The organism is Pseudomonas sp. NBRC 111127 (assembly GCF_001320345.1).
Classification (GTDB): Bacteria; Pseudomonadota; Gammaproteobacteria; order Pseudomonadales; family Pseudomonadaceae; genus Aquipseudomonas; species Aquipseudomonas juntendi.
Window position 1 is genome coordinate 20,445 of the sequence record NZ_BCBD01000069.1, and the last position, 7,347, is coordinate 27,791.

6 protein-coding genes and 1 tRNA gene are annotated in these 7,347 nt (G+C 64.5%); 4 read left to right on the top strand and 3 right to left on the bottom strand.

The genetic code is table 11. From position 1 onward, the window contains the following. Positions 1-18 precede the first annotated feature (18 nt). From selA to APH30_RS14380, 3 genes are all read left to right on the top strand, one after another. Positions 19-1,446, top strand: a complete 1,428-nt coding sequence (gene selA / locus APH30_RS14370; RefSeq protein WP_054912908.1) for an L-seryl-tRNA(Sec) selenium transferase — start codon at positions 19-21, stop codon at positions 1,444-1,446. Then, the gene (gene selB / locus APH30_RS14375; RefSeq protein WP_054912911.1) at positions 1,443-3,365 is read left to right on the top strand and encodes a selenocysteine-specific translation elongation factor; all 1,923 of its coding nucleotides are present in this window, start codon (positions 1,443-1,445) and stop codon (positions 3,363-3,365) included. Before selA ends, selB begins: the two co-directional genes overlap by 4 nt. Positions 3,366-3,371: 6 nt before the next feature. After that, positions 3,372-3,467: transfer RNA gene (locus APH30_RS14380), tRNA-Sec, on the top strand. A gap of 36 nt (positions 3,468-3,503) precedes the next feature. Here APH30_RS14380 and APH30_RS14385 read toward each other — a convergent pair. Together APH30_RS14385 and APH30_RS14390 are read right to left on the bottom strand one after the other, a co-directional pair. After that, complete coding sequence (locus tag APH30_RS14385; protein WP_054904984.1) at positions 3,504-4,490, bottom strand: asparaginase; 987 nt, start codon at positions 4,488-4,490, stop codon at positions 3,504-3,506. Positions 4,491-4,561: 71 nt separating this feature from the next. After that, the gene (locus APH30_RS14390) at positions 4,562-6,004 is read right to left on the bottom strand and encodes a sodium:alanine symporter family protein (protein WP_054912909.1); all 1,443 of its coding nucleotides are present in this window, start codon (positions 6,002-6,004) and stop codon (positions 4,562-4,564) included. A gap of 178 nt (positions 6,005-6,182) precedes the next feature. On the opposite strand from APH30_RS14390, the gene APH30_RS14395 reads away from it, so the two are divergent. Then, complete coding sequence (locus tag APH30_RS14395) at positions 6,183-6,992, top strand: helix-turn-helix transcriptional regulator (protein WP_029885046.1); 810 nt, start codon at positions 6,183-6,185, stop codon at positions 6,990-6,992. Between the two features lie 82 nt (positions 6,993-7,074). On the opposite strand, the gene APH30_RS27955 is transcribed toward APH30_RS14395, so the two are convergent. Next, positions 7,075-7,347: TSUP family transporter (locus APH30_RS27955; RefSeq protein WP_156326473.1), on the bottom strand; the 273-nt coding region annotated here is incomplete at its 5' end.

The window sequence follows — 7,347 nt, forward strand, 5'->3', positions numbered from 1 at the left end:
AATCCTAGGTAGTACCGCATGTCCAACAGCCTCGCCAGCGACACCCCACGCTTGCCGTCCATCGACACCCTCCTGCGCCATCCGGCCTGCCTCCCACTGATCGACCGACACGGCCGCGATGCGGTCTTGAGCGCCCTGCGCCAATTGCTGGACGACCTGCGGGAGCCCGCGCGCAGCGGCCAGCTCAGTGCCGCCGAACTGTCTCTCGAGATCCTTCTGGGCCGCGCCGGCGAACGTCTGGCCGCCCAGCAACGCAGCCAGGTACGCCGAGTGTTCAACCTCACCGGCACCGTGCTGCATACCAACCTCGGCCGTGCCCTGCTGCCGGAAGAAGCCATCGAGGCGATGCAGACCGCCGCCCGCTACCCGCTCAACCTGGAGTTCGACCTGGCCAGCGGCAAGCGTGGTGACCGCGACGACCTTATCGAGGGCCTTATCCGCGAGCTGACCGGCGCCGAGGCGGTTACCGTGGTCAACAACAATGCCGCGGCGGTACTGCTGGCGCTCAACAGCCTGGGTGCGCGCAAGGAGGGCATTATCTCGCGCGGCGAACTGATCGAGATCGGTGGCGCCTTCCGCATCCCGGACATCATGGCCCGCGCCGGGGTGAAGCTGTACGAGATCGGCACCACCAACCGCACCCATGCCCGCGACTACGAGGCTGCCATTGGCCCGCGAACCGGGTTACTGATGCGCGTGCACTGCAGCAACTACAGCATTCAAGGTTTCACCACCCAGGTGCCGACCGCCGAGCTGGCGCGAATCGCCCACCAGCATGACCTGCCACTGCTCGAAGACCTCGGCAGCGGTAGTTTGCTCGATCTCACCCGCTGGGGCCTGCCGGCCGAGCCCACGGTGCGCCAGGCCCTGGCTGATGGCGCCGATCTGGTGACCTTCAGTGGCGACAAGCTGCTGGGCGGCCCGCAGGCCGGGATCATCGTCGGGCGCAAGGCATTGATCGCCAGGATCAAGAAAAACCCGCTCAAGCGTGCGCTGCGGGTCGACAAGATCACCCTGGCCGCACTCGAAGCGGTGCTGGCGCTGTACCGCAACCCGGACCGGTTGGCCGAGCGCCTGCCCAGTTTGCGCTTGTTGACCCGTGGCCAGGCCGATATCCAGGCCCAGGCCGAACGCCTGCTGCCAGACCTCCAGGCCCGCCTTGGTGCGCAATGGGTCGTCAGCGTGGAACCTGCGTTGGGCATGATAGGCAGTGGCAGCCAGCCGGTTGCGCGCCTGCCCAGTGCCGCGCTGTGCCTGCGCCCACAGGTGTCGAAGAAGTTGCGCGGGCGCAGCCTGCATGTGCTGGAGCGGGCCCTGCGGGGCCTGCCAGTGCCGGTGCTTGGTCGCATCGACGACGACGCGCTATGGCTGGACCTGCGCCAGCTGGACGACGAAGCCCAATGGCTGGCGCAATTGCCGGCGTTGCAGTTGGGGCCGGTGCAGTGATCGTTGGTACCGCCGGCCATATCGACCATGGCAAGACCGCACTGCTGAAGGCACTGACCGGCCAGGCCGGTGACCTGCGCCAGGAAGAGCGTGAACGGGGCATGACCATCGACCTGGGTTACCGCTACGCGGCGCTGGCCGAAGGTGCACCGCTGACGGGCTTCATCGATGTGCCGGGCCACGAGCGGTTTATCCACAACATGCTGGCCGGGGCCCATGGCATAGACGTGGTGCTGCTGGTGGTGGCGGCAGACGATGGCGTCATGCCGCAGACACGTGAGCACCTGGCAATCATCGAGCTGTTGGGTATCCCCCAAGCACTGGTGGCGATCAGCAAGTGCGACCGCGTGGAGCCGGCGCGCCTGGCCCAGGTGCAGGCGCAGGTCAATGAGCTGCTGGCGCCAGGGCCCTATGTCGGGGCGCGGCAGTTCCCGGTGTCGAGCCTTGGCGGGGAGGGCATCGACGCGTTGCGCCAAGCCTTGCTGCAGGCGCAAACCGCTGTGCGGCAACGCAGTGCGCAAGGCGGTTTTCGCCTGGCTATCGACCGCGCCTTCGCCGTTACCGGTGCGGGGGTGGTGGTGACTGGCACGGCGCTGGCCGGTCGGGTGAGTGCCGGCGATACCCTGGTCCTGGGCAAGGCCGGCAAGGCGGTGCGGGTGCGGGGCCTGCATGCACAAAACCAGGCCGCGTTGGTAGCGCAGGCCGGCCAGCGAGTGGCGCTCAACATCGCAGCCGAACGCCTTAGCGCGGAGCAAGTTCACCGTGGCGACTGGCTGCTGCCGCAGTGGCTGCACGCGCCCAGTGTTCGGGTGGATATCGAGTTGAACCTGCTGCCGGGCGAGCTGCGGGCGTTCGAGCACTTCAGTGCCGTGCATGTGCACCTCGGCACCCAGGACGTGACGGCCCGTGTCGCGTTGCTGGAAGGTGAAAGCCTGGCCGCCGGCCAGCGCATGTTTGCCCAGTTACTGCTCAATGCACCGTTGCAGGCCGTGCATGGCGACCGCCTGGTACTGCGCGACCAGCGTGCTCAGCGCACCTTGGGCGGCGGCAAAGTACTCGATCCGTTTGCCCCCAGCCGCCAGCGCCGCAGCCCCGAGCGTCTACGCCAGCTGCAGGCGCTGCGGGATGCCCAGGGCCTGGAGCAGGCGCTGCCGGCACTGCTGGCCAGTGCGCCCGGTGGTATCGACCCACAGCGCCTGGAGCGTCAGTTCAATCGCCTGCGCGAAACCTGGCAGCTACCGGCGAACGTGTTGGTGGTGGCCACGCGACAGGGCCAGCTGCTGTTCGCCAGCGCCCAGTGGCAGGCGCTGAAACGGCAGGTGCTGGCGCAACTTGCCCGCTTCCACGAGCAAGAACCCGATCAGCTGGGCCCCGACCGTGACCGCCTGCGACGCTTTACAGCATTGCCGTTGGAGCGGCCTGCGTTTGTCAGCCTGCTTGAGGAACTGCTAGAGGAAGGGGCGATTGCCGCCAGTGGGCCCTGGCTGCATTTGCCGGATCACAAGGTCCAGTTGAGTGAAGCCGACGAGGCACTGTGGGCGCGCCTGCAGCCCAGGTTGCTGGCGGGGCAGTTCGATCCGCCCTGGGTCAGGACATTGGCGGCAGAAGAGAACTGCCTTGAAGCCGACGTTCGTTTGTTGTTGCGCAAGCTGGCGCGTTTGGGCGTGGTGCACCAGGTGGTGCGCGACCTGTTCTACCCCGCAGCGACGCTACAGCGCATGGCAGAGCTGCTGCTGGGGCAGGCGGCTGGCACTTCAGTAGTGCAGGTTGCTGCATTTCGCGATATGTTGGGCATCGGTCGCAAGCGCAGTGTGCAGATTCTGGAATACTTCGACCGCATCGGCATGACCCGCAGGGTGGCCGAGCAGCGTCACATTCGCGCTGACAGCGCCCTGGCCCAGCAGTACGCCAGGCACTGAGTTCAAGGAAGGCAATCGCGCCCGGTGGCGCGGCCGGGCTTCAAACCCGGTTGGGGACGGCAGCCGTTCCCGGGCAGGTTCGACTCCCGCTGCCTTCCGCCATCTTCTTTTCTTGCCCGGGCGAGTTGCGGGCAGCGCCTACGCCCGCTCCCCACACAGGTCCAGGGCAAACCAGCGTTCTGCTGATTCCACATCCAACCCTGCACCCAGCAGCGCAACCATCTTGCCCAGCGCTGCCTCGCGGGTCATGCCGCCGCCACTGACCAGGCCCGCGCTACGCAGTCGGTTGCCTGCCGCATAGGTATCGAATACCACCGAGCCTTCAGGGCATTGGCTGATTGCCGCCAGCAGCACCCCGCGCTGGCGCGCTGCACGCAGTACCTCGAGCAACGCCAGGTCATCCGACGGCCCGGTACCACTGCCATAGCACTCCAGCAGCAAGCCCTGCACGCCGCTGCCCAACAAGGCCTGCAGATGGCTGGCCTGCAGCCCCGGGAACACGGGCACTACCGCCAGGTTGACCGGCTGGCGCGGCTGGCGGTAATCCAGCTCGGCCGGGATGGCTGCCGCACGCTGGCTGTCGCGATGCCGCGGCAGGGCAACGAACGCATCGAACGCTTCACTGCGCAACTTGGTAGCCCGGCAACCGTGCACCAGCTGCCCATGGAAGTACAGCTGCACGCCGTCTTCCAGCCCTTGTTCGAACAGGCGCAGCGCGCCACACAGGTTGGGCCAGGCGTCGCTGTCGGGGGCGCCGGCCGGCAGCATCGAACCGGTCAGCAGTACCGGCACGGGCAAGCCCAGCAGCAGGAACGACAAGGCAGCCGCGCTATAGGCCAGGCTATCGGTGCCATGCAGCACCAGCACCCCATCATGGCCAGCGTCCACCGCCGTGACGATGGCGTCGCGCATGGCCAGCCAGTTGTGCTGTTGCATGTTGGCGCTGTCCAGCAGCGGGTTCAGCTCTTGCAGGGTCCACTGCAACTGGGGGGCATCGGACAGTTGCGCGAAGTGTTCACGCATCCGCCCGTCGAAACCGCCGGCCGGGGCCAGGCCCTCCGGGGTTTCGAGCATGCCGATGGTGCCACCGGTATAGAGAACGAGAAGATTCTTGACTGCACGCATGGAAAGCATCCGTGGCGGTGAGCGGAGAAAAAAGCCGCCCACGGACGGGGCGGCTTGGGCAGGGCAGGATATCAGCGCTGTGGCTGGGCCTGGACGGCTGCTTTGTCAGCGGCTGTTTCCAGCTCAGGGTTGGCTGGCCAGGCGTTGCGGTCCAGGTCCAGGTCGGCGAACTTGGTCGAATCGAACACTGGCTGCTTGATACCGGCCTTGCGCTGGTCGTCGTAGTCGCGCATCACCCGCAGGCCAATCTTGAACAACAGGGCCAGGGCGATCAGGTTGACGAAGGCCAGGCAGGTCATGGTGATGTCGGCGAAGGCGAACACGGTCGACAGGTCTTGCATCGAACCCCACACCACCAGCGCCAGTACCAGGCCACGGAACACCATCAGTACCACGCGGTTGCGGCTGAGGAACTGCAGGCTGTTCTCGCCCAGGTAGTAGTTGTAGAGAATGCAGGTGAACACGAACAGCGACAGCGCAACGCTGACGAACACGCGGCCCCAGTCACCCACCACCGCGGCCAGCGAGTTCTGGGTCAGGACAATGCCGTCGCCCTCGAAGCCTGGGGTGTAGAAGCCCGACAGCAGGATCAGCAGTGCGGTGCAGGTGCAGATCACGAAGGTGTCGAGGAACACGCTGAAGGCCTGGACCACGCCCTGCGCGCCCGGGTGTTTCACTGCCGCCACGGCCGCAACGTTCGGTGCACTGCCCAAGCCTGCTTCGTTGGCGAACACGCCCCGCTTCACGCCCATGACGATGGCGCTGCCGAGCAGGCCGCCAAACGCAGGGTCAAGGCCGAAGGCGCTTTTGAAGATGGTTTCCAGCATGGCGGGTACGTGGTCGATCTGGGTGCCGATCACGTACAGGGTCACGCCGATGTAGGCCAGGGTCTTGACCGGCACCAGCAGGTCCGAGACCGCCGCGATGCGCTTGATGCCACCGATGAAGGTGATGGCCAACAGCACGGCCAACACCAGCCCGGTGTGGCTTGGCTTGAAGTCGAAGGCATTTTGCAGGGAATGGGTAACGGTGTACGACTGCAGGCCGATGAAGGCGAAGCCGTAGGTCACCAGCAGCAGGATCGAGAACACGATGGCCATGCTTTTCAGCTTCAGGCCATGCTGGATGTAGTAGGCCGGACCGCCACGGTACAAGCCGTCGCCATCGGCGCGCTTGTACACCTGGGCCAGGGTACATTCGAAGAAACTGCTGGCCATGCCGACCAGGGCAGTGACCCACATCCAGAACACCGCGCCAGGGCCGCCCAGGGTCACGGCAATGCCGACCCCGGCGATGTTACCGGCGCCCACGCGGCCAGCCAGGCTCAGCATCAGGGCCTGGAAGGAGCTCAACTGGCCTGCCTGGCCACGCAGCGATTCCTTGAACACGGCGAACATGTGGCCGAAATGGCGGAACTGTACGAACCGCGAACGGATGGTGAAGTAACCGCCGAGACCGACGATCAGCACGATGAGGAGTTTCCCCGAGAGGAAATCGTTGAGTGCTTCGAGCATTGGAAAATGACCTCGATTCTTATTCTTCGTGTGGATTGATCAGCGGACGGCAGGCGCACCGCTATTCGTTGGGGCGCATGGTTGGCCATGACAAGAGTCGTTACAATTTCGCGGGTTGCTCTGACTTGATGCGACTTGATGCTACAATGGCGTCATTCGCGTCACCTGGATTCCGCACATGAGTGAGCATTTCGCTACCAACCTCAAACTGGCTTGCAGCCACTACCGCTCTATTTCCGAAGTTTGCCGCCAGCTCTCGATCAACCGAGCGCAGTTCAACAAGTACCTCAGCGGGCAGAGCCGTCCGACGGCTTTCAACCTGAAACGCATCGGTGATTTCTTTGGCGTCGAGGATTACGAGCTGAACCTGCCTGCCGAGCAGTTCGCCCGCCTGATCGGTGCCCGCGTCTCGACCCTGGCCGAACAACCCAGCGACCCGATCAGTGAACTGTTCCGCCCGCTGCATGAGCACGCCGGCAACCTGTCGCGTTATTGCGGTTATTACTTCGAGTATTCGAACTGCATGTCGGTGCCCGGCACGATCCTGGTGTCGCTGGTGCACCTGTGGGAAGAGCGGGGGCGTTTCCTGTTCGAGCGCCAGGAGCGGCAGGAGCGCTCCAGCGCCACGGACCTGCATGCCGAAGTCCGCTGTCGCTATCTGGGCGCGGCGTTTCAGTTGCAGGACCGAGTGTTCCTCATCGACTACGAGTCGCTGACTTTCAACGAAATGAGCCAGACCATCCTGATTCCCAGCTTCAAAAGCCGGATCACCCGCCTGAACGGCCTGAAGGCCGGGGTTTCCAGCGGCGACCGGCGCAACCCGGCCTGCACACGGGTGGTGTGGGAGTACCTGGGTGAGGAGATCAATCGCATCAATGCCTACCGACAGGTCAAACTGTACCGCCCGGATGATCCGCGTATAGATGATGACGTCAGGGAACGGCTGAGCGTGGGGCCGTTGCGCAACAGTTTGTTTGAGATTGAATAGACAGGATGGCTGTACTCGGCATGCCACTGCCGCTCTATCGGTTTGACCGATGACTGGAATTGAATTCATGCCCGCTGAGTACTCATAGGCGGTGCAACCATTGCGCCACCGGATGACCAGCACTGAGCATCAACTTGGTTGCCATCAGGCAGCACACGGCGATTAGCAGCGGTTTCACCAGCCGCGGCCCGAAGTGGAGCGCACACCGCGCGCCCAGCTGCGCACCAATGATGGCGGACACAGCCATTATCAATGCCAAAGGCCAGACGATCGCCCCACTGCATGCAAACACGGTCAGGGCTCCGAGGTTGCAGCAAGCATTCAGGAGTTTGCTTCTGCAAATTGCTTGCATGAG